Annotated in this window: 20 protein-coding genes and 1 riboswitch; of the genes, 14 read left to right on the top strand and 6 right to left on the bottom strand. The window is 70.6% G+C overall.

Translation table 11 applies throughout. The features are described from left to right. The 5 genes from dcsG to AC5677_RS15485 all read left to right on the top strand — a co-directional run bounded on the left by dcsG (position 1) and on the right by AC5677_RS15485 (position 3,905). Complete coding sequence (gene dcsG / locus AC5677_RS15505; protein ID WP_497195626.1) at positions 1-951, top strand: D-cycloserine synthetase; 951 nt, start codon at positions 1-3, stop codon at positions 949-951. 3 nt (positions 952-954) lie between these two features. Continuing rightward, complete coding sequence (locus AC5677_RS15500) at positions 955-1,857, top strand: DMT family transporter (protein WP_497195625.1); 903 nt, start codon at positions 955-957, stop codon at positions 1,855-1,857. 251 nt (positions 1,858-2,108) lie between these two features. Next, positions 2,109-2,423 (top strand): hypothetical protein, encoded by a 315-nt coding sequence (locus tag AC5677_RS15495; RefSeq protein ID WP_497195624.1) that lies wholly within the window; start codon positions 2,109-2,111, stop codon positions 2,421-2,423. A gap of 117 nt (positions 2,424-2,540) precedes the next feature. Then, positions 2,541-3,521, top strand: a complete 981-nt coding sequence (locus tag AC5677_RS15490; protein ID WP_497195623.1) for a LuxR C-terminal-related transcriptional regulator — start codon at positions 2,541-2,543, stop codon at positions 3,519-3,521. An 81-nt stretch (positions 3,522-3,602) separates the two neighbouring features. After that, positions 3,603-3,905, top strand: coding sequence for an HTH domain-containing protein (locus tag AC5677_RS15485; protein WP_497195622.1), 303 nt, complete (start codon positions 3,603-3,605; stop codon positions 3,903-3,905). Between the two features lie 114 nt (positions 3,906-4,019). Here the strand turns inward: AC5677_RS15485 and AC5677_RS15480 are convergent, their stop codons facing one another. Further along, entirely contained in the window at positions 4,020-5,720 is a 1,701-nt protein-coding gene (locus tag AC5677_RS15480; RefSeq protein WP_497195621.1) for a CocE/NonD family hydrolase, read from the bottom strand. Between the two features lie 141 nt (positions 5,721-5,861). Between AC5677_RS15480 and AC5677_RS15475 the strand changes: the two genes are divergently transcribed. The 4 genes from AC5677_RS15475 to AC5677_RS15460 all read left to right on the top strand — a co-directional run bounded on the left by AC5677_RS15475 (position 5,862) and on the right by AC5677_RS15460 (position 8,998). Next, positions 5,862-6,563 carry a TetR/AcrR family transcriptional regulator gene (locus AC5677_RS15475; RefSeq protein ID WP_497196636.1) on the top strand — a complete coding sequence of 234 codons (702 nt, stop codon included), beginning with the start codon at positions 5,862-5,864 and terminating at the stop codon, positions 6,561-6,563. Between the two features lie 167 nt (positions 6,564-6,730). After that, a complete protein-coding gene (locus tag AC5677_RS15470) occupies positions 6,731-7,159 on the top strand; it encodes a DUF4440 domain-containing protein (protein ID WP_497195620.1) in 429 nt (142 codons plus the stop codon). A gap of 135 nt (positions 7,160-7,294) precedes the next feature. Further along, the gene (locus AC5677_RS15465) at positions 7,295-7,933 is read left to right on the top strand and encodes a SurA N-terminal domain-containing protein (RefSeq protein ID WP_497195619.1); all 639 of its coding nucleotides are present in this window, start codon (positions 7,295-7,297) and stop codon (positions 7,931-7,933) included. Between the two features lie 57 nt (positions 7,934-7,990). Further along, complete coding sequence (locus AC5677_RS15460; RefSeq protein ID WP_497195618.1) at positions 7,991-8,998, top strand: nucleoside triphosphate pyrophosphohydrolase; 1,008 nt, start codon at positions 7,991-7,993, stop codon at positions 8,996-8,998. 68 nt (positions 8,999-9,066) lie between these two features. Here the strand turns inward: AC5677_RS15460 and AC5677_RS15455 are convergent, their stop codons facing one another. The 4 genes from AC5677_RS15455 to AC5677_RS15440 all read right to left on the bottom strand — a co-directional run bounded on the left by AC5677_RS15455 (position 9,067) and on the right by AC5677_RS15440 (position 10,688). Further along, positions 9,067-9,297 carry a DUF397 domain-containing protein gene (locus AC5677_RS15455; RefSeq protein WP_497195617.1) on the bottom strand — a complete coding sequence of 77 codons (231 nt, stop codon included), beginning with the start codon at positions 9,295-9,297 and terminating at the stop codon, positions 9,067-9,069. Positions 9,298-9,328: 31 nt separating this feature from the next. Further along, positions 9,329-9,520, bottom strand: a complete 192-nt coding sequence (locus AC5677_RS15450; protein ID WP_497195616.1) for a hypothetical protein — start codon at positions 9,518-9,520, stop codon at positions 9,329-9,331. A 116-nt stretch (positions 9,521-9,636) separates the two neighbouring features. Next, positions 9,637-9,852 (bottom strand): DUF397 domain-containing protein, encoded by a 216-nt coding sequence (locus tag AC5677_RS15445; protein ID WP_497195615.1) that lies wholly within the window; start codon positions 9,850-9,852, stop codon positions 9,637-9,639. After that, entirely contained in the window at positions 9,849-10,688 is an 840-nt protein-coding gene (locus tag AC5677_RS15440) for a helix-turn-helix domain-containing protein (protein ID WP_497195614.1), read from the bottom strand. Before AC5677_RS15440 ends, AC5677_RS15445 begins: the two co-directional genes overlap by 4 nt. 589 nt (positions 10,689-11,277) lie before the next feature. Between AC5677_RS15440 and AC5677_RS15435 the strand changes: the two genes are divergently transcribed. Continuing rightward, complete coding sequence (locus tag AC5677_RS15435) at positions 11,278-11,895, top strand: ATP-binding protein (protein ID WP_497195613.1); 618 nt, start codon at positions 11,278-11,280, stop codon at positions 11,893-11,895. Here AC5677_RS15435 and AC5677_RS15430 read toward each other — a convergent pair. Continuing rightward, positions 11,882-13,180, bottom strand: coding sequence for an MFS transporter (locus tag AC5677_RS15430; RefSeq protein WP_497195612.1), 1,299 nt, complete (start codon positions 13,178-13,180; stop codon positions 11,882-11,884). The two genes, AC5677_RS15435 and AC5677_RS15430, sit on opposite strands and share 14 nt — an antisense overlap. Positions 13,181-13,333: 153 nt before the next feature. On the opposite strand from AC5677_RS15430, the gene AC5677_RS15425 reads away from it, so the two are divergent. From AC5677_RS15425 to AC5677_RS15410, 4 genes are all read left to right on the top strand, one after another. Further along, positions 13,334-14,209 carry a LysR family transcriptional regulator gene (locus AC5677_RS15425; protein ID WP_497195611.1) on the top strand — a complete coding sequence of 292 codons (876 nt, stop codon included), beginning with the start codon at positions 13,334-13,336 and terminating at the stop codon, positions 14,207-14,209. Between the two features lie 56 nt (positions 14,210-14,265). After that, positions 14,266-15,600: a cytochrome P450 family protein gene (locus AC5677_RS15420; protein WP_497195610.1), complete on the top strand. Its 1,335-nt coding sequence runs from the start codon at positions 14,266-14,268 to the stop codon at positions 15,598-15,600. A 384-nt stretch (positions 15,601-15,984) separates the two neighbouring features. After that, positions 15,985-16,959, top strand: a complete 975-nt coding sequence (locus AC5677_RS15415; RefSeq protein WP_497195609.1) for a transglycosylase family protein — start codon at positions 15,985-15,987, stop codon at positions 16,957-16,959. A gap of 252 nt (positions 16,960-17,211) precedes the next feature. After that, positions 17,212-17,380: riboswitch (cyclic di-AMP (ydaO/yuaA leader) on the top strand. A 7-nt stretch (positions 17,381-17,387) separates the two neighbouring features. Further along, positions 17,388-18,041, top strand: coding sequence for a transglycosylase family protein (locus AC5677_RS15410; protein WP_497195608.1), 654 nt, complete (start codon positions 17,388-17,390; stop codon positions 18,039-18,041). Positions 18,042-18,201 lie beyond the last annotated feature (160 nt).

The raw sequence follows: 18,201 nt of genomic DNA, 5'->3' as shown, positions 1-18,201 counted from the left end.
ATGAGCATTCTCGCCCTGGTCACCGATGAAGCCAGCCTGCCCATCGATTTCGACATGCCGCTGCTGATTGACGCCTGCGAAGCGGTCGGCCTCCCCGTCGAGGTGTGTTCCTGGGAAGACCCGGCCATTGACTGGTCGCGTTTCGACGCCGTCCTGCTGCGGTCGCCCTGGACCTATGTCGAGCGATTTCCGGAATTCCTCGCCTGGTGCGAGCACATCACCGCCGTGTCGATCCTATTCAACCCTTTGCCGGCGGTGCGCTGGAGTCTCAACAAGACGTATCTGGGGGACCTCGCCGCCCGCGGCGTGCCGGTCGTGCCGAGCACATTCGTCGCACCCGGAGCCGATCCCCTGCTGACCGTGCGGGAATTTCTCGCGACGCATCCACAGGCCACGGAAATAGTGGTGAAGCCGACAGTTGGTGCCTACTCCAAGGATGTGCAACGCTACGCCCGGCCACTGGAGGCGGAGGCGGCTGAACACATCTCCCGACTGCTCGCAAAAGGTTGCCATGTCATAGTGCAGCCCTATATGGAGTCAGTGGACAGTGCCGGCGAAACCGACTTGATCTATTTTGACGGTGTTTATAGCCATGCCATCCGCAAGAGCGCGTTGCTCGCGCCGGATGGCACGGTAAATGTCCCCACGCAGGAATGCCGCACGGCGCGGGACGCCGACGAGGACGAGCGCGCGGTCGCGTCGTCGGTGCTCGAAGCCGCCGCCTCGTACCTGGGCCTCGAACGTCCTCTGCTCTACGGGCGCGTCGATCTGATCCGTGACAACGACGACAAACCGATGGTGCTGGAAATGGAAGTGTGTGAACCCTCGCTGAGCCTACCTTTTGCCGAGGGCGGTGCGCTGCGTTTCGCGCAGGCGCTCGCCAGACGGCTGCCGACCCACGACAAAGGGACGGAAATGCTGAACACCACACCCGCGGTTATCGGAGAGTAAGTCATGGCTACAGAACGCACCGCCGTCGCCCCCACGCGAATATCGTTCCTGTCGAACGGCACCATTTTCGCCGCACTCGGCGTCATGAGTTTCTCCCTCAGCTTCCCGGGAACCGAGTGGGCACTCGACGGATTCGGCCCGTGGAGCGCCACCGGCGTCCGCGGCGTCCTGGCCGCCGTCATCGCGCTCACCGCCCTCCTGGTGACCCGGGCACCGCTCCCGGCCCGCGCCGACTGGCCCGCACTCGCCGTCGTCGCCGGCGGCTGTGCGCTCGGGTTCCCGTTGCTGACGACGTTCGCCCTGCAGACCTCGTCCACGGCGCATTCGGCGGTCGTCATCGGGGCGTTGCCGATGGCCACGGCGACGATCTCCGCGTTCCTCACAAAGCGTCATCCCTCGAAGCTGTTCTGGGCCGCGGCCGGCACCGGTGCCATCACCGTCATCGCGTTCACCCTTCTGCAGAACCACGGTCAGCCGACCGTCGCGGACCTCTACCTCTTCGGCGCCCTGCTCGTCTGCGCGGCCGGCTACGCCGAGGGCGGCCGGCTCTCGGCGCACATGCCGGGGTGGCGCGTCATCGCCTGGGGTGTCGTGCTCGCCGCACCCGTCAACATCCTCGTGACGGCCCTGGCGCTGCCGCAGGAGCCCGTACACCTCACGGCCAAGGCCGTCGTCGGCATGGCGTACATCGCCGGCATCTCGCAGTTCGGCGGGTTCGTCGTCTGGTACCGCGGCATGGGCCTCATCGGGGTGGCGAGGGCCAGTCAGCTCCAGCTCGCCCAGCCGCTGCTGACGCTCGTGTGGGCGGTGTTCCTGCTCGGCGAACACCTCAGCCCCGCCGTCCCGCTCACGGCCGTCGTCGTGATCGCCTGCATCGTCGTCACCCAACGCGCCAGGGCCTCGTAACCCTCGGCACCCCGGGAGGTGCCGACTCGACGGCCGGTGCACGTACGCGGGGCGTACGTGCACCGGCGCGGCTCCGAGCGCACCGCACCCCGCCCCCGGACGCCCGACGCCTCGAAGAGGGACCACACCCCTGAGGACCGCACCCATGAAGACCGCAAGGAACGGAAGACCACAAGGAACGAGGGGGCCACTCATGACAACCGCACGGATGGCAACCGCACCCCTCACGACCGCACGCATCGGATAGCCCCGTGTACCTGATCCACGCCCGGCTGCGACGCCGCCCGGGCCCCGCCGACCCGGCCGACGTGGGCCGGGCCGCCGCCCGTCACGCCGGCCAGATGTCCGGCGTCGAGCACACCTGTGTGCACCTCACCCGCGACGTCGATTCGGTCGTCCTCAGCGTCTTCGTCCGCTCCCCCACCATCGAGACCGCCGAGTCGCGTACCCGCGAGCTGTGCGCGCGCCTGCTGCGGGACGGGGCGGTCGGCGACGGCTGGGAAGCCGCCACCTGCTGGGCGGGCATGGTGGATGAGTACTACGAGCGCCTTGCATCACCGGAGTGATCCGTTCCATCGCCGGAAGGTATGGGTTGGCCGCCGCCACCTTGCCGCTCTGGCGCATAGGCAGTGGCCGCCACTCCGGGATACAAGATCGTTTACGGCTGACCACAGGGAGTGTGCGTGCTCAAAGCGCTAGGGCTGGACGAACTGGCGGAAAACACGTATCGGTTGATGCTGAGAACGCCGGACCTCGGAGTGGACGGGATGGCGGCCACGCTGGGGGCGGAGCCGGACGACGTGCGGGCGGCCATGGACCGCCTCGCCGAGCTGTCCCTGCTGCGCAGGCAGGCGGACCCCGGTCCCGCCCGGGCCGTCAGCCCGGACATCGGGATGGAGATCCTGCTGGCGCGCCAGCAGGCCGAACTGCTGGAGCGTCAGCAGGGAGTCGAGCGCAGCCGCGCCGCCGCCGCGGCCCTCATCGCCGAGTACGCGCACGTCCACACGGCCCGGAGCCATCCGCACTTCGAACACCTCGCGGGCCTGGACGCGGTGCGCGCCCGACTCCGTCAGCTCACCGAGGAAGTACGCGAGGAAGTGCTGGCCCTGTGCCCCGGAGGCGGCCAGAGTCCGGAGAACCTCGCGGCCAGCAAACCGCTCGACCAGCGGTTGCTCGACAGGGGCGTACGGATGCGCACCCTCTACGTGGACAGCATCCGCCACGACCCGGCGACGGTCGCCTACGCCAACTGGCTCGCCTCACGGGGCGGTCAGGCCCGCACCGTCCCGGCTCTTCCGCTGCGCCTGATCGTCGTCGACCGGGAGGCCGCGATGGTGCCGATCGATCCCGACCGCAGCGACGAGGGCGCCGTCCTGCTGCGCGGACCGGGGACGGTGGCGGCGCTGTCCGCGCTCTTCGACCACATGTGGGCCGCCGGGATCCCCCTGGGTGAGCCCGCCCAGTCCGCGGAGGAGGACCTCGGCCGCCAGGAGCAGGCCGTCCTCAAGCTCCTCGCCCAGGGGCTCACCGACGAGGCCGTCGCCAAGAGACTGGGCGTATCCATCCGCACCTCCAGGCGCATCACCGCCAAGCTGCTGGAGCGCCTGGACGCCAAGAGCCGCTTCCAGGCCGGCGTGCGGGCCCGCGAACGGGGCTGGCTCTGAGGCGACGCTCGGCGTGGGACGGCGCCCGCCGCCCACCGGCACGGCGCCCACCCGCCGTTGCCCCGCTGGCCGACGCCGAGCGTGAGCCGGAGCGCGTCGAGCACGGAGGCCGCCGCGCGCTGCGGACACGGCGTGCGCCTGCCCGAAGCCGGCGCCCAGCAAAGCGAGACACGCCGGGAACGGTCCGGCGCCGAACTCGCCGAGCGTCTCGGCGTAACCGGCCGCACCGGCCGCCGCGACGTGGACCGGCTCCATGAGCGGGGCCACCCCAGCCAGGGCACCACCGGTCACGCGGGCGGCTACCGGAGTACCGCGCCCTCCTCCCGCACTTCGTGCGCTACCCGGACGATGCCGCCCGCCCCGTTGAAATCCGCCGCTCCATAGGCCACCTGCTCCTCGCCCAGGGCGACCGCGCCGCCGCCCAGGACTCCCTTGCCAGGCTGCTCTACGACGCGGAGCGGCGACACCACCCACCCGCCACCGCCTGTGGTCCCGTCATCACGCGGGGCCAGGGCTTGCGAACTCCTTTTCCGGGGTGGGCAGAACGAGGGCGGACGGGTGGTGGAGCGTGACGTTGGACGGTATGAGTCGGGTGGCCGTCGCCAGGGGCTCATCGGTGCCGGTGTTGCGGGCGAAGCGCGGGTGGGCGCCACCGCTGACCTGCAGGCGGATCCGGTGTCCGGCGGGGAAACAGTAGGCGGCGGAGCTCATCGTCACCGTGACGGCGGCCGGGGAGGTTCCGGTGGCGTCGGTGGGGTGCAGTCGTCGCAGCCCGTCGCAGACATTGGTCGAACGGCCCCGGTCGTCGACGTCGCAGAGCCGGGCGAAGACGTCGGCGTGTCCGGTGTCCGTGCTGACCCGCAGGTCCGCGCTGACCGGTCCGAGGATCTGGACCGGCTCGGTCAGTGGTGCGGTGGTGAAGGTCAGCACGTCGTCCCTGGCCTCCAGGGCGGCGTTGTCCTGATATCCGGACTTGCTGGACAGCAGGGGACCGCCGATCGAGGGGGTCGGATCGGCCGGGTCGTAGCGGAAGGAGAGCGGTGCCGATGTGAGCTCGGGGGCCTGGGTGCTCAGTGTGCCGTCGCCATCGAGGTACCAGCGGTGGCTTGCCGCGGCGGGGGACCAGTCCGGAAGGTCGCGCCATGGGTCGTGGCGCGTCTGCCGGCCGCCGACGTGGACGCGCACCCTGGCCTCACGCAGGCCGGAGGGATCGTCGCACAGATGGGCCCGCAGCCAGGCGAGGCTTTCGGCGAAGACCTCCGGCCAGCCTTGCTGCATCGCGGAATTGTGCGTCCAGGGGCCGACGAGCAGGGCGGTGTCGCAGCCGGCGCGCCGCAGTCTGTCGTACTGCTCCAAGGTCTGGTCGAGGGCCACGTCCATCCAGCCGGTGATCAGGCTGGTCGGGACGGTCAGGTGGTCGGCCGCGTACCCCACGTCCTTGCCTGTCCAGTGCGGGTTCTGCGGGTCGGGGTGGGCCATCGCCTCCTCCAGGAGCGGCACGCGTTCGCCCATGCCGGGCACGTATGCCTCGCCGAGGGGGAGGGCTCGCGCGATCTTCCGGGCGTGGCGTTGCAGCCGCAGAACGGCCCGCATGAAGCTCGGCAGGCCTCGGTGCTGATATGTCATTCCCATGGTGCTGGCCAGGGCGTTCTCCAGGGCGAACGTGCCTGCGGGGTAGAAGTAGCCCTGCAGGTTGTGCAGGCCCATGTGGACCACCATCGCGCGCAGTTCCGGGGGCGGGTCCAGGGCGAGCGCCCACTGGACGTAGCCGAGGTAGCTGGCGCCGATCGTCCCCAGTACGCCGGAGAACCACGGCTGTTGGCGCAGCCAGGCGACGGTGGCCTGGCCGTCGACGTCCTCGTTGTGCCACGGGGTGGCCTCGCCGCCGGATCCTCCGGTGCCTCGGCAGCTCTGGAGGGCGACGTGGAAGCCCTGTTCGGCGAAGAGGACGCCGTACATCGGTGACCAGGGGAAGCCCCGGCCGTAGGGCGAGCGGACCAGGAGCGTGGGGAAGTCTCCGTCGGCCAGGGGGAAGTAATGGTCGGTCAGTAGCGTGCTGCCGTCGGCGCCGGGTACCGCGAGTCCGGGCTCGTAGCCGACGTCGTGGAGCTTGGGAGGCAGGCCCCGGAAGGTGCGTCGCATGGCCCGGGAGAACAGGGGTGGCTTCTTCACGGATGCGTGGTGCGTCGCCGTGGTCATGGTGCCTCGATTCCTGGAGCAGGATCAGCAGGATCCGTCGCTATTCTCGTACGTAGTACGAGAATAGCGGGTGATTGGATGGGGCCGGAGTAAGGAGAGGTTGCCGTGACCCGTACAGGCCCGTCCGGCCGCAGTGCCGGTGTGGATCCAGAGCTGCTCTGGTCGCCGGCCGAACGCCCGCGCCGTGGGCGGCCACCGGCGCACAGTCGCTCCGCGATTACCGCCGAGGCCGTCGCCATCGCCGACGCCGAAGGGCTCGCCGCGGTCACCATGCGCGCGGTCGCGGCCCGGGTCGGGGCCGGAACGATGTCCCTCTACAGCTACGTCCCCAACAAGGAGACGCTGCTGGAGCTCATGATCGACCAGGTGAGCGGCGACCACCGACTGCCGCCAGAGCCCTCCGGTGACTGGCATGCCAACCTTCGGCGGCTCGCTCACGAGCAACGTGCGATCATGCGGCGCCACCCTTGGCTGCCTGCGGCACTGCCCGCACGGCAGACGCTCGGGCCGAACACCCTCGCAGTTTTGGAGTACGCGCTCGCCGTACTCGAATCCGCCGGCTTGGATGCCCAAGACGGTCTGGAGACCTTCAGTCTGCTCACCGGTTTCGTGACCAGCCACGTTTCGTACGAACTCGCCCAGGAGCAGGCGACCGAGGCCGTCGGCCGCACCTCCGCCGAGATCCTCGACGCACAGGCCCGCTACCTTCGGTCCATTGCCGCCGGAGGCACGTATCCCAAGCTTGCTCAAGCCCTGACGGTGCCGAGCGGCGACCCGGCACCCCACGCCGTTTTCGACCGTCTTCTCGACCGCATGATCAACGGGCTGACCGCAGCGGTGTGACTGGGGCGGATGTAGGGCTGAGGTCGCATCGAAGAGTTATCTAATCAAGTTTGACTAATAGCCCCGCAGGGTCTACTTTCCCCTGTGGCGCAAGGTGGTCAAATTTGATGAGTATCTGCGTGTGCGCTCGAAGACCTCGAAGATCCCGAAGACCGTGAGGAGCCCGCGTGACCGTTCTGCCCGACACCGGATACGTCCCGACCGACGAGGACCGCGAGAGCCTGGACCGCTGGTTCGCGGAGTACGACGCGCAGAGCGCGCAGCGCAACGTTGCGCGCATGGCCGATATGGCGGTGTTCCCCCTCAACCTCGTCAGCGACGACGCGGCCGGCAACGGCCGTTCGGCGCAGTGGGACCGCGAACGGTTCCTCGCGACGATGACGCAGGTGATGGGCGAAGGGAGCGAGGACATCACGTTCACGTCCACGCGGACGCCCGTCTTCCTCTCGCCCGCCATGGCCGTGGTCTTCACGGACTCGGCCATGACGGCGGAGGGACGGACCCGGCAGCTGCGCTATGCCGACATCCTGGTGCGGCGGGACGGGGAGTGGGCGTTCCAGACCATGATCCAGAGCGGCTGGGGTGACAGCCTCTAGCCCGTCCCCGTGAGGGGAAACCGTCCCTCCGGTAGATCGTTGGCCGAAGCAGTGGCCTGGGCCACGTCGACTCCTTAGCATCGGTCTCGATCACGCAAGGTCGAGACTCCGTCGCACGATCTGCCGGGAGGCCAAGTGTTCCGCCGTAGGACAGCGCTCTCCGTTTCCGCCACCGCCGCCGTGCTGGCCGCGGCCCCCCTACTGGCCGCCTGCGGCAGCGGCGCGCATCCCGGTGCCGCGGCCGTCGTGGACGGGAAGCGGATCACCGTCGCGCAGCTGCAGGCGAAGGTGAAGGATGTGCGTGAGGCGCAGGGCAAGTCCCCGCAGGGCGCCCAGCTGATCATGAACACCGGCCGGCTGAGCCTGGCCACCCTCAACGGCATGATCTTCGACGAGGTGCTGGCGCGCAGCGCCGCCGACGCCGGGGTCACGATCACCCGGGACGACATCCAGAAGTGGCGGTCGACGGCGGAGCAGCGGGCCGGCGGCGCCGAGCGGCTGAAGGCGATGTGGCTCCAGCAGGGCATCGCCCCCGACGAGATCGACGCCATGGTGCGCAACCAGCTGCTGCTGGACGGGCTGGCCAAGCACCTCGGCGCGGACCGCGGTCAGCCGCAGGGCCAGCAGCAGCTGGCCAAGGCGCTGTCCAGCACCTCGCGGTCGATGGGGATCGACGTCAATCCGCGCTTCGGCAAGTGGGACGACAAGCAGGTCATCCTGGGGGAGACCAAGGAGCCGTGGATCACCGGCGCCGCCGCGAAGCAGCAGGCCTGAGCGGGTCCCGGAAGACCGGCGCCGGGCGTTGTCAGTGCGGTGCGTTACGTTCGATGCGTGAACGCTGACGCCTCTGCTGCCGACACCGGCGCCGACGCCCGCCCCGAGGGCGGCGGCACCGGACGCCTGATCCTGCTCACCACCAGCCATCGGGTCGCCCCCGGCCTGCTGTCCTGGCCCGCCTGGCAGGCCCTGCGCGCGGCCGACCGGGTGCTGTGCGCCGACGCGGAGCATCCGCAGCTGCCGTATCTGAGGGAGGCGGGCATCGTCCTGGAGGCCGCCGCCCCCACCGCCCGCGAGCTGGTCGACTTCTGCCGGGACGGCTCCCGTACGGCCGTCGTCCTGACCTCCGCCGACGGCGAGAGCGCGCTCACCGACGGCCTGGCCCGGCTGGCCGGATCCGGCCGCGAGTCGATGCCGGACCTGGAGTTGCTGCCCGGCTCCTACGACCTCCCCGGCGCCCGGCTGCTCGACCTCGTCCAGGTGATGGACCGGATCCGCGCCGAATGCCCCTGGAGCAGCATCCGTACGCACGAGGACCTCGCCAAGTACGGCCTGGAGGAGGCGTACGAAATGGTCGAGGCGATCGAGGCGGGCGACCGCGAGGAGCTGCGGGAGGAGCTGGGCGACGTCCTGCTGCAGGTCGTCTTCCACGCCCGCATCGCGCAGGACGACCCTGAGGAACCGTTCTCGATCGACGACGTCGCGGGCACGATCGTCGAAAAGCTCCTCCACCGCCACCCGCACGTCTTCGGGGACGAGTCCGCCGAGACCCCCGAGGAGGTCAAGGCGCACTGGATGCGCACGAAGGCGGAGGAGAAGCAGCGGGAGTCCGTGACGGAGGGCGTCCCCCTGGGCCAGCCGGGCCTGGCCCTGGCGGCCAAGCTCGGCTCGCGGGTGCGGACGGCGGGCCTGGACGTCCCCCTGCCGACGGGCGAGGGCATCGGCTACGAACTCCTGGCGCTGGCCGTACGCGCCGAGGCGGACGGCACCGACCCGGAGGCGGCGCTGCGGGCGGCGGCGCGGGCGTATCGCGATGCGGTGATAGCGGCCGAGCGGCGGTAGGCCGGGGCGGTTCGAGGTTCACCCCGGCCTGGGGGCGAGGGGCAGGGCAGGCGGTCTGCCTTGCCTGCCTACGCGTCGCACACCATGGCCATGGCGATTCGGTCAGCGTTGCGCACGTTGTCGATGAACGCCGCGAATGCCGTCGTGCTGAAGGCCGGCGCCGGGCCGTCCGGGTTCTTCGAGTCGCGGACGGCGATCCGGCCGGGGAGGTCCGCGACCTCCACGCACGCGTTGCCTTCGCCGCCGCTGTAGCTGCTCTTGAACCAGACGGCATCGTCCTGGGAGGTCTTCGCGGTCACGGTTTCTCCTCGATGAGGTGGCCGGTGCTGGTTACAGCAGGTGGTCTGCCTTGCCTGCCTTGACGTCACGGATGAGGGTGCGGAGGGCTTCTATGGAGTCGGTGAGGTAGTGGTCTTCTTGGCCGTTGATGGCGATGTAGGCGTTTCCGTCGGCGTCGGCTCCGACGCGGAAGCAGTTGTTGCCTTCCGCGCAGAACGGTGCTTCCCAGGTGATGTCTGGCATCCGGTCTCCTGGATTTGGCGCGCGATCTTGCGGATGCCGCTGCGGGGGCGACGTCACGTGGCGCTCATTCATCCAGTCAGTGTGAGCGCCCCTGATGCCTCACGCACCGTGGCAATTCAGTCAGCGTTGCGTACGTTGTAGATGAACGCCGCGAACGCCGTGGCCGGGAAGGCCAGCACCGGTCCGTCCGGGTTCTTCGAGTCCCGGATGGCGATCCGGCCGGGGAGGTCTGCGACCTCGACGCACTCGTTGCCTTCGCCGCCGCTGTAGCTGCTCTTGAACCAAACGGTGAGCGGCACGTCGATCCCGGACAGCGGGCGGCGATCGGTCATGGGGACAGCTCCTGTCGTGCTTTGGCCAGCAGGCGCAACGACACCGAGGTGTCGGCTGCCTGCGAACGAAGGTAGTCGAAGGTGAGCTTATAAGCGGACACGTCTTCGGCTTCGTCGAGATACAGCCCGCGACGACGCATTTCGATGTAGACCACAGCCATAGAGTTGAGCGGATTGCGTTCATCGTTCCTGCCGACGATGACGAAGTGGCCGGCGCCCGCGGCATGAGCGCCCGCGCTGAACGGCAGGATCTGGATCTCGACCGAAGGGCTCTGCGCCATCTCGTGCAGGTGCTCCAACTGTCGTGACATCACCGCAGAGTTTCCGATGGTGCGGCGAATCACGGCTTCGTCCAGCACCGCCCACAAATGGAGCGGGGGTTCCCGCCGAAGGATGCTTTGGCGCTGGATTCGGGCCTCCACCATCTGCTCGATCACGTCGTTCGGGCTGCGGACTTCGCGCGCCTGATGAATGGCGAGGGCGTACTCCCGTGTCTGGAGCAGGCCCGGAATCACGGTGTTGGCATAGAGGTGCTCGTACTCGGCCTCGTGCTCGAAGGACACCAATGGATCCATCCACTCCGGGACCGCGCCGTTCCCGACCCACCATCCGTCGGCCTGCGTCCGCGCCACTCGCACCAGAGCCTCACGTTCACTCGCGGAAGCGTCACACGCGTCGGCGATCGCTTTGACGGTTGCCCACCGGATGCGGGCCCGGTCCTGCCACATCTCGTAGCGGCTCACCGTCGTTTTGCTGACGCCAGCGCGCTCGGCAACCTGTGACTGGGTCAGCCCGCACCGCTCGCGCAACGCGACCAAGCCACGTGCGATCTGCATGCGCCCCGCAGGTCCCGTGAGTGTCGCTGTCATCCCCGCCTCTTTCTTCCGACGTCGTCGCCGATTGGCCAACAGCGCGAGAGTACGGAGCAATTGACCGGCGCCTGGGGCTCTCGGCTATAGGTCACCCACACTAGTGAAGTTCATTCATCGTTGAGCCCGTCATGGGAATCCCATGGAATGCTTCCCGTGTAGCTGAGTCCGGCACCACAAACGGGAGTTGAGACGTGACCGACCTCTTCAGCCGCACCCGCGCCCGCCTCCGCGCGCTCTTCGCGCCGTGCGGTCGTCATCGCGCCAAATCGTCCACTCATCCGCCCGGTTCGGGCGGCGGTGCCCCGACGCGCAGTGCTGTCACCGCGCCGTCCAGGCGGCGCCGCCCCGGCCCCTACGCCGCTGACGCGCCCCTCGACGGGTGGGCGACGCCCCTGGTCCGGCCCTATCTGCTCACCCGTCAGGAGTGGCGGGCGCGGTGCCTTCAAGTGACGGGGGCAGCGCGGTGAACAGCGACGACCCGGGGATGCGATTGCTGCCGCGGACGTGTGCGGACGGTCGGCCCGCGTACGTCTCGACGGACGGGAGTGGTCCGGTGTCCCGGATTGCGGATCGGATCGAGGCCATTCAACTGGCGCTCGCCGGGCGGCTGTTGGGGCAGGTGCGGGGCATGTTGGAGGAGGGGGGTCCAGGGGTGCGGTCGGGGTTCGGGCTGCTGGCCGGGCAGTTGGCGGATGCGTTGGGTGACGCGTTGGTCATTGCCGAGAGCCGGGGGGTCCGCCTCGCCCCGGCGGACGGTGACGATGAGCGCGAGGGTGCGGGCGTTACCAGAGGGGTGAGCGTGCTGTCCGTTCCCGGGAATGACCTCGCCTCTGGGGGTGTCGCCCGGCGGTTCGTGCGGGAGGTGGCGCGGGCGTGGGGGTTGCCCGCGGAGGCGGCGGAGGCGCTGGAGGCGGTCGCGGGGGAGCTGGTGGCCAATGCGTTGGAGCACACCGTGAGCCGGTTCGTCGTCGTGGGGTTGACGCGGTCCGACGATGGCCGGACGGCCGGGGTCAGGGTGACGGATGAGGGCCGGGGCGAGGCGGCCGTTCAGGCGAAGCCGGACGAGGAGTGCGGGCGGGGGCTGGTGATGGTGGAGGCGCTGACGAAGCGGTGGGGGTGGTTGCGGTCCGGCAAGGGGTACACCGTGTGGGGCCAGGTCACTGCTCGGTGACCGGGTCGGCGGTCGTCGCCGGTGCGGCCGCGGAACCGGCCACCACACCCCCGTCAGCCGACGGGCGCCCGGCGCGCATCCACATCCGCTCGCCGACCCACACCAGCACAAGGGCCCCCGCCAGCCCGGCGCCCAGGATGCACACCGTGTCCCAGCCTCCGGCCGCCCACACCACCGACGTCAGCGCCGACCCCGCCGCACCGCCCGCGAAGTAGCTGGTCATATAGGCCGAGTTGAGGCGGTTACGGGCCTCGGGCCGCACCCCGTACACCACGTTCTGGTTGCTGACGTGGAGCCCCTGCGCGGCCAGGTCCAGGACGACGACCCCGGCCAGCAGCGCCGCCAGCGACCACGCTCCGCCCGCTCCGCCGGCCGCCAGCAGCCCCCACGATCCCAGGAGCAGAACGGCCATCGCGCCCGTGACCCGGTGCACCAGCCCGCGGTCCGCCAGCCGACCCGCTATCGACGCCGACAGCGAACCGGCCGCCCCGACCAGCCCCAGCAGTCCGATGGCCGACTCCTGCCAGCCGTAGGCCGGGCCGGACATCAGGAAGGCCATGGCGGTCCACAGGACGGAGAAGCCCGCGAAGGCCAGCGCCCCCAGCGCGGCCCGCCACCGCAGGACCGGCTCGCGGGCGAAGAGCCCCAGCGTCGAGCCGAGCAGGGCGGGATAGCGGAGTCCGGACGGCGTGCGCAGGGTGGGCAGCCGGAACCGCAGCAGTACGGCCATCAAGAGCATCAGGGCGGCGTTGACCCAGTAGACGGTGCGCCACCCGCCGAGTTCGGCCAGCAGCCCGGCGGCGGTACGGGCGAGGAGAATGCCCAGGAGGATTCCGGTCATCACGGTGCCGACGGTGCGGCCGCGTTCGGCGGGGGCGGCCAGGGTTGCGGCGAACGGGGTGATGACCTGCGCGGCGGCGGAGGTCAGGCCGGTCAGCGCGGTGCCCGCCAACAGGACGGCGGCGTTGGGGGCGCTCGCCGTCACGGTGAGGAAGACGGCGGTGAGCGCGCACAGGATGACCGCGAGCCGGCGCCGTTCCAGCAGGTCGCCCAGGGGGACGAGGAGCAGCAGGCCCAGGCCGTAGCCGACCTGGGCGACGGTCACCACCAGGGCGGCGGTGGACGAGGACAGCTGGAGATTGCGGCCGATGAGGTCCAGCAGCGGCTGGGCGAAGTAGTTACCGGCGACGGACAGGCCGGCGACGGTGGACATCAGCAGCAGCGTGCCGTGCCCCAGTCCGGCTCGGGGTTCGGGTGTTGGCTTTCCTGCGGGTCCTGGCTTCATTGCGGGTCCTCCCCCTGACGTACCGGAAACCGCCCGAGGCCATGGAAGCGGCGGGCAGGACCCACCCTCCGCCCTCGCACATCAATCAGTCCAACGCATAGTTTTCATCCCATCCATCGTGGAATGCGATCGATGGGGCCTACCATCGGGCCCATGGAGCTCCAGCAGATGCGCTATGTCGTCGCCGTCGCCGAGACGGGCGGCTTCACCCGCGCCGCCGAGCGCTGCCATGTCGTCCAGTCCGCCCTCAGTCATCAGGTCGCCCGGCTGGAGAAGGAACTCGGCGCGCGGCTCTTCGACCGGACCAGCCGGAGCGTCCGGCTGACCGCCGCGGGCGAGGCGTTCGTGCCCGTCGCCCGGCAGGCGCTGCAGGCGGCCGAGCGGGCCCGCGCGGAGGTGGAGGCGGCGACCGGGGAGGTGCGCGGGCGGCTGGCGGTGGGCGCGATCTCGACCGTCGCGGCCGTCGACCTCGCGCAGGAACTGGGCGCCTTCCGGGCCCGCTACCCCCAGGTGCGGATCAGCCTCCAGATGGAGATCAGCGACCGGCTCATCGAGATGGTGCGGGACGGGGCGCTGGACGTCGCCTTCGTCGGGCTGGTGCCCGGCGCCCGTATCGCGGGGGTACGGGAGAAGGAACTGGCCCGCGGCGAACTGGTCGCGATGGTGCCGCCGGGGCATCCGCTGGCCGAGCAGGAGTGGACCACCTTGTCGCGGCTGGCCCGGGAGTCGTTCGTCGACTACGCGGCGGGGTCGCAGGCCCGGCGCCAGCGGGAGGACGCGTTCCGGGCGGCGGGGTTGACGTCGGAGGTGGCGTTCGAGGTGACCACCGTCGAATTCCAGGCCAAGCTGGTGCGGGCGGGGCTGGGCGTCGGCATGGTTCCCGAGGCGATCGCCTCCGGGCTGCCGGGGCTGGCCATGGTGCGCGTACGGCCGGCGCCGGAGCGTAGCGAGCGGGTGGTGTGGAGCGGCCTGGGGCCGTCGCCGGCGGCCGCGGCGTTCCTGGAGGGGCTGGGTGTGCCGCCGGGGTGAAACCGGGGGCTTACGGGACGGCATCCGCCGTATGGGGCACGGGTTACGGTCGGGATGTGCACGACACGCCAGACACCACCGCCCCCGTCACCCCGGCCACCGGCTGCCCCGCCGCCCGGCCCGAGCTGTTCACCTGGGAGTTCGCCGCCGACCCGTACCCCGCGTACGCCTGGCTGCGCGAGCATGCGCCGGTGCACCGGACCGCGCTCCCCAGCGGCGTCGAGGCCTGGCTGGTGACCCGCTACGGGGACGCGCGCCAGGCGCTGGCCGATGCCCGGCTCTCCAAGAACCCGGTCCACCACAGCGAGTCGGCACACGGCAAGGGCAAGGTCGGCATCCCCGGCGAGCGCAGCGCCAACCTCATGACGCATCTGCTCAACATCGATCCTCCGGACCACACCCGCCTGCGCCGTCTCGTCTCCAAGGCGTTCACCCCGCGCCGGGTCGCGGCCTTCGCCCCGCGCGTACAGGAGCTGACCGACCGCCTCATCGATGCCATGGTCGAAAAACAGCACGGCGCCGAGCGCGGGGCGGCGGACCTGATCCATGAATTCGCGTTCCCGCTCCCCATCTACGCGATCTGCGATCTGCTGGGCGTACCGCGTGAGGACCAGGACGACTTCCGCGACTGGGCGGGCATGATGATCCGGCACGGCGGGGGACCGCGGGGCGGAGTCGCGCGTTCCGTGAAGAAGATGCGGGGCTATCTCGCCGAGCTGATCCATCGCAAGCGCGAGGTCCTCGGGGAGCGGCCGGACCCGGACGAGGACCTGATCTCCGCGCTGATCCGGGCCTCCGACCACGGCGAGCACCTCACCGAGAACGAGGTCGCCGCGATGGCGTTCATCCTGCTCTTCGCCGGTTTCGAGACGACCGTGAACCTCATCGGCAACGGCATCTACCAGCTGCTGCGCCACCCCGCCCAGCGCGAGCTGCTGCAGAAGTCGATCGCGGCGGGCGACAGCGATCTGCTCGCCACCGGCATCGAGGAACTGCTGCGGTACGACGGTCCGGTGGAGCTGGCGACCTGGCGGTTCGCGACCGAGGAGCTGACGCTGGGCGGGCAGCGGATCGCCGAGGGGGACCCGGTCCTGGTGGTGCTGGCCGCCGCCGACCGCGATCCCGCCCGCTTCGCCGACCCGGACGTCCTCGACCTCACCCGGCGCGACAACCAGCACCTCGGCTACGGGCACGGCATCCACTACTGCCTGGGCGCGCCGCTCGCCCGGCTGGAGGGGCAGACCGCCCTCGCGACGCTGCTGACCCGGCTGCCGGACATCCGGCTCGCCGCGGAACCGGACGATCTGCGCTGGCGCGGCGGGCTCATCATGCGCGGACTGCGGTCGCTGCCGGTGGAGTTCACGCCGGAGGGATCCGCGGACCGGTCCTGACCGGGGGAGCCGGGGCGGCGGGCGGGACCGGAGGCCCTTGGCGACGGACCCCAGGCCGGTCCGTGCGGAACCGGCGGCTCCGGCCTGCGATGACCGCGAAGTGACGGAACGTCAGGCACGTGACCTCTGCGTGATCTCGACTACACCGACTTGTGACTACCCGTGACCCCGGCTACCTTTCGACCCACCGAATCGGCCACGGGTTCGACTGGCCGCACGGGTTCGACGCGCCACTGGGCTGCGTCGCCTCCGTTCGCCTCACCGGGCCGGCTCGGCAGACAACTCCAGCACGTCCACCGCCGCTCGAAAGGCAACCGCATGCGCTCCGGGAACGGCCGACACCGTCGCCCCCGTCAGGCACCGGCCATCTTTGTCACGGCGGGAGTGACCGGCGCCGGGCTCGCACTGCCGCTGTTCGCCGCGAGCGGTGCGCAGGCCGCCGACACCGCGACCTGGGACAAGGTCGCGCAGTGCGAGAGCGGCGGAATGTGGAGCGCGGCCTCCGGCAACGGCTTCTACGGCGGCCTCCAGCTGACCCAGGAGATGTGGGAGCAGTACGGCGGCACCTCGTACGCCTCGCGCCCCGACCTCGCCAGCCGCTCCGAGCAGATCGCCGTCGCCGAATCCATCCTCGACGACCGCGGCCCGGACGCCTGGCCGAGCTGCGCGGTGAACGCCGGGCTGACCAAGGACGGCCGCGCGCCGGAGGTCGACCCGGGCAGTACGAGCACCCCGCGGCCCGGCCCGTCGCACACCGCGGACCCGGCCGATCCGTCCGGCCCGGCCGACGACTCCTCCGACGGTCCCGAGGACGGGCCCTTCGGTGACGACGGCCCCTTCGGCGGCTCCTCCGACGAGGCGACGCCGACGCCGTCCCCGTCGGCCCCCGACGCCTCGGACCCCGCGGACCCGTCCGCCCCCTCCCACGAGGGCGAGGACGGCAGCGGTGCGGACGACCGCGGTGCCCCCGCGACGCCGGAGACCCCCGCCAAGGGCAAGCACCGCGGCGGCGCCGACGAGGGCCAGGGGGGCGGGGGCGGCAAGGACGGCAAGAGCGGCAGGAGCGGCGCCGACGACGGCAAGGGCGCGGACCGTGACGACCGGCCCGCCGGCCGCCACGCCTCCCGCGGCGGCGAGGAGCAGCGTACGGACCCCGGTACGCGCCCCGGAGCCGACCCGTCCGCCCCCGCCGACGGCTACACGGTGCGCTCCGGTGACACCCTGTCAGGCATCGCGGAGGCCCATGATCTGCCGGGCGGCTGGCCCGCGCTCTACGACCGCAACGAGAAGGTCGTGGGGGCCGACGCGGACCTGATCCACCCAGGTCAGCTGCTCGATCTCGGGCACGCGGCAGGGTAGTTACCGCCAGTTCGTCCCTTTTGGCGAAAGTGAGACAAGCGTCTCGTTCCGGGGTGTGGCGTCCGGCTCGTCGGCCGGATTCCGCACCCCGGCCCACCTGCGGAAATATGAGCCGCCGATGATCAAAAACGGTCAACTTGGTTCAGATAGTGGGGTTTGAACACCAAGGGGATTACTGATTACGGTCTGGACCGCTCGCCAAAGCGGGCCCTTCGATCACATGCCGAATCCTGCCGGTGATCGCAGGCAGTCGACGCGCAAGCGCCGAAGGCAGGAGCGGGGGACCCAAGGTAAGTGCCGGCCCCGCCCGTGAAAGCGGGTCAACCGGCTTGGGGTGAAGCCGCGTGTCCAGTGCACGCGGCCGGGTACTCACACGGCCCGAACCCGACAGCTCACCTCGTAGGCATCGGTGAGGAAACGAACGAACCATGCTGAACAAGGGCAAGCACCGTCGTCCGTCCAAGGCCGTCCGCATCGCCACCCTCGCCGGTGTCGCCGGTGCCGCCGTCGCCGTCCCGCTGATGGGCGCCACCTCCGCCTCCGCCGCGTCCGTCGCCACCTGGGACAAGGTCGCCCAGTGCGAGTCCGGCGGCAACTGGTCGATCAACACCGGTAACGGCTACTACGGCGGCCTCCAGTTCTCGAACTCCAGCTGGGCCGCCGCCGGTGGCACCCAGTACGCGGCCCGCGCCGACCTGGCCACCAAGGCCCAGCAGATCGCCGCCGCCGAGAAGCTCCTCGCCATCCAGGGTCCGGGCGCCTGGTCCTGCGCCGGTGCCGGCAACCTGACCGCCGGTGGCCCGTCCCCCGACCTCGACACCTCCGCCAAGGCCGAGGTCAAGAAGGCCCAGCCCGCGCCGAAGAAGGCTGCCCCGCAGCAGGCCGCCCCGAAGCAGAAGCAGGCCCAGCCGGCCCCGCAGAAGCCGCAGGGCAAGGGCAACTACACCGTCAAGGCCGGTGACACCCTCGCCAAGATCGCCAAGGCGCACGGCACCACCTGGAAGACGGTCTACGCCCACAACAAGTCCGTCATCGGCGGCAACCCGAACCTGATCTTCCCGGGCCAGAAGCTCAGCATCTGAGCCGTCCCCGCACCGGGACTCCCGCGGGCCTGAGTCATGGGCCCGCATCCTCCCCGAGCAGGCCCCGCCCGGCGCGCTACTCCCCCCAGCGCGCCGCGGCGGGGCTTCTCCATTCCATGTGCCGCCGCGTACGCCATTCCGCGCACCCCGCCGTACGCCA

The organism is Streptomyces sp. JLSY215 (genome assembly GCF_059682825.1).
Note: the sequence above shows the minus strand (reverse complement) of the source record. Positions and strands in the feature narration are given on the sequence as shown.

Coding starts and splice junctions, on each gene's coding strand:
- AC5677_RS15410 (WP_497195608.1), top strand. CDS start 17,388: ATGCTGAACAAGGGCAAGCACCGTCGTCCGTCCAAGGCCGTCCGCATC.
- dcsG (WP_497195626.1), top strand. CDS start 1: ATGAGCATTCTCGCCCTGGTCACCGATGAAGCCAGCCTGCCCATCGAT.
- AC5677_RS15430 (WP_497195612.1), bottom strand. CDS start 13,180: ATGAAGCCAGGACCCGCAGGAAAGCCAACACCCGAACCCCGAGCCGGA.
- AC5677_RS15500 (WP_497195625.1), top strand. CDS start 955: ATGGCTACAGAACGCACCGCCGTCGCCCCCACGCGAATATCGTTCCTG.
- AC5677_RS15425 (WP_497195611.1), top strand. CDS start 13,334: ATGGAGCTCCAGCAGATGCGCTATGTCGTCGCCGTCGCCGAGACGGGC.
- AC5677_RS15450 (WP_497195616.1), bottom strand. CDS start 9,520: ATGCCAGACATCACCTGGGAAGCACCGTTCTGCGCGGAAGGCAACAAC.
- AC5677_RS15480 (WP_497195621.1), bottom strand. CDS start 5,720: ATGACCACGGCGACGCACCACGCATCCGTGAAGAAGCCACCCCTGTTC.
- AC5677_RS15440 (WP_497195614.1), bottom strand. CDS start 10,688: ATGCAGATCGCACGTGGCTTGGTCGCGTTGCGCGAGCGGTGCGGGCTG.
- AC5677_RS15445 (WP_497195615.1), bottom strand. CDS start 9,852: ATGACCGATCGCCGCCCGCTGTCCGGGATCGACGTGCCGCTCACCGTT.